General features: G+C 66.3%; 2 protein-coding genes. Both read right to left on the reverse strand.

Annotation, left to right across the window (positions count from 1 at the left end; all coding sequences use genetic code 11):
* Positions 1-52: 52 nt before the first annotated feature.
* Positions 53-1,360, reverse strand: coding sequence for a sigma-54 dependent transcriptional regulator (locus B2747_RS12705; RefSeq protein ID WP_291161417.1), 1,308 nt, complete (start codon positions 1,358-1,360; stop codon positions 53-55).
* 10 nt (positions 1,361-1,370) lie between these two features.
* On the reverse strand, positions 1,371-2,900 hold the full coding sequence (locus B2747_RS12710) for an ATP-binding protein (protein ID WP_291161420.1): 1,530 nt from the start codon (positions 2,898-2,900) through the stop codon (positions 1,371-1,373).
* Positions 2,901-2,965 lie beyond the last annotated feature (65 nt).

Raw genomic sequence — 2,965 nt, forward strand, 5'->3', positions numbered from 1 at the left:
ATCCCCAGATCCTCCCATCCTCACACCGTCTGTTCCCTGGCCCCCCGATCCCCTACAACCCGTAGCGCCGCAGCTTCTCCAGCAGTGTGGATCGCGCGATCCCGAGCATACGGGACGCCTGTGACCGATTCCCGTCTGCCGCTGACAACGCCACGCGAATGGCCTCACGCTCGGCTTCTTCGAGGGTGTAGACCGTCGTACCAGTCCGGCTTCTGCTCGATGCCGGCAGCTCGACCGGCAAGCCCAGGTGCACCACATCAATGGCGTCGCCGCGCGCCAGAATGGACGCGCGCCACAAGGTGTTCTTGAGCTCGCGAATGTTGCCGGGCCAGGCGTAGGCGGTGAGCGCGGCCTCCGCGGCGGGCGTCAGCGTGCTGCCGAGTGGCAGAAAATGCTGCGCCATGGGCAGGATGTCTTCCACACGTGCGCGCAGCGGCGGCAACGTGAGGGTGAGCACCTGCAGGCGGTAATACAGGTCGGCGCGAAACCGACGATCTGCGACGGCGTCGGCCAGGGGTTGATGCGTGGCCACAATCACTCGGGCCCGACTGCGCAGCAGGGTGGTGCCACCGAGCCGCCGGAAGCTGCGCTCTTCGAGGACCTTGAGCAGTCGCGGCTGCACTTCGGCGCCCAGTTCAGCGATCTCGTCGAGAAACACCGTACCGTCGTCCGCCACTTCGAGCAATCCGCGCTTGGCCTGCCGCGCATCGGTAAAAGCGCCGCGCTCGTGGCCGAACAGCTCACTTTCGAAGAACGTGGTGGACAGCGATGCGCAGTTGATCTCCACAAACGGTGCGGACGCGCGCGCGGAGCGATCGTGAATCTGCCGCGCCACGTAGCCCTTGCCAGTGCCTGTCTCACCCTGCAGCAACACGGGCGCGTCGGCGTTCTGTGCGGCGAGGGTGATGAGCTCATCAAATGTGGGTGCGAGCTGCGGGGTGTCAGCGCTGTCGGCGCGAACGCGAGCTCGCAGCAGTTCGAGCTCCTGCTTCATGCGTCCGCGCTGCGCCGCACGTTGCACCGCCTGTGTGAGCACCTCGAGATCGACGGGCTTCTCCAGCAGATCGGCGGCGCCGTGCTTCATGGCTTGCACGGCGGTACGCACGTCGGCAAATCCGGTCAGGACAATGACCGCGAGCTCGGGATCGTCGGCGCGCAGCGCGTCGAGCGCACGCAGTCCATCGGCATCGGGCAATCGCAGATCGAGCAGCACCACATCCGGCGCATGCTCGGCCACCATCTGTCGGCCTGCGGTGGCCGTGCCGGCACCACGCGCGGTCCAGCCAAAGGTGTCGAAGTACTCGACGAGCGTCTCGCGAACCGTTGCGTCGTCGTCCACCACCAGCAGCGAAAGCGTCACGAGCTGTGGCTCACGTGGCCGGCGACGGCGGCAGGGTCAACGTCACGGTGGTGCCGGTGTCTTCGTAGCTCTCGATGGCGATGGAGCCGCCGTGTTCGTCCATGATGCGCTGACACAGCGCGAGGCCAATGCCCGTGCCTCCCGTCTTGGCCGAATAGAAGAACTCGAACACGCGCGGCAGGACGTCGGGCGGGATGGCCGGCCCGCCGTTGGTGAGACGGCAGCGCCAGCCGCCGTGCGGGGCCGGTTGACTCAGGAGCCGCAGCGTGCTGCCGGCCGGCGCGTGATCGAAGGCGTTGACGAGGATGTTGCGCAGTACCTGTCCGAACTGCTCGGCGTCGAGCAGTGACATCATGGGTGACACCACCCGTTCGCGCTCGACCCGCAACTGCTTGGTGGCCAGACGGGCCCGTTCACTCTCGAGGATGTCGTCCCAGACGGCATCGGGATCGACGGGCGCGAGACGCGTGGAGTGCGGACGGCCAAACTCGAGCAGCGAGGTGACCATCCGATTCAGTCGCTCGACCTCACGCAGAATGCGTCCCACGTTGCGCTCGACGACGGCATCGTCGCGTTGCCGCATGTGCAACATCTGCGCGGCACTGGAAATGCCGAACAGCGGATTGCGCAGTTCGTGTGCCACACCGGCCGCCACTTCACCGATGGTTTCGAGGCGACGCTTCTGCTCCACCTGTCGCACGAGTCGTGCGCGTTCAATGGCCACGGCCGTCTGCGCCGCAATGACCGTGAGCACGCGCTGCGCTTCCTCGCGTGCCTGATCGGACTCGATAGGCAGGGCACGCAGGGTCATCACGCCGAGCACGGTGTCAGAGCCCACCAGCGGCACGGTGAGATCGACCTGCTCGGGTGTTTCGACGATGACGGGCCCGCCGACATACACCGCCTGCCGCCACGGCGCAGAGAGCTTGTGCACCACGTCGTCGTCGGAACGCTCGCTGCGACCCGCGTCATTGAGGACGCGGTGTACGATGCGGAACTGCTGGTTCTCATCGTCCACGAGCGCGATGATGAGGCCCGTGGATGGGATGGCGCGCCGCAGTTGTGCGGCCACCTCCTGGTAGACCTGGTCGAGCGCGATGGCTTCGGCCAGCGCAATGCCCGTGTTGATGAGGGCTTCACGGCTGCGGTGGGCGGGCGTGATGTCCACCGTGGCAAACACGTAGCCGGTGACCACTCCGTTCGTCCGCAGCGCGGTGACCTGCATGAGGAAGACCCGCTCTTCTTCGGGCGAACTGCAGGGGAATTCCCAGCGCACGAGTTGCGTATGCCCTTCACGCAGCATGCGCATGGCCCGCTCGATCTGCAATCGCGAGGGGTCGTCGGCGACACTCGAAAACACAGAGCACCCGATCACGGCCGATTCGGGCGCGATGTCGGGTGCTCCGTTGTCTGACGCGAATCGCGCCCACGCGCTGTTGACCGCGGTGATGCGCCCTTCGAGGTCCACCGACCAGATGGTGAAGGGCAGGGCGTCGAGCAGCCGCCGCGCAAACGGCGGCTGCTCGGTGGCGATGTTCACCAGAACATCACCGGCGCTTTGCGCCCTTCTTGGCAGCCTTTTTGGCTGGGGCCTTCTTGGCTGGG

Origin of the sequence: Gemmatimonas sp. UBA7669 (assembly GCF_002483225.1) — a bacterium.
Classification (GTDB): domain Bacteria; phylum Gemmatimonadota; class Gemmatimonadetes; order Gemmatimonadales; family Gemmatimonadaceae; genus Gemmatimonas.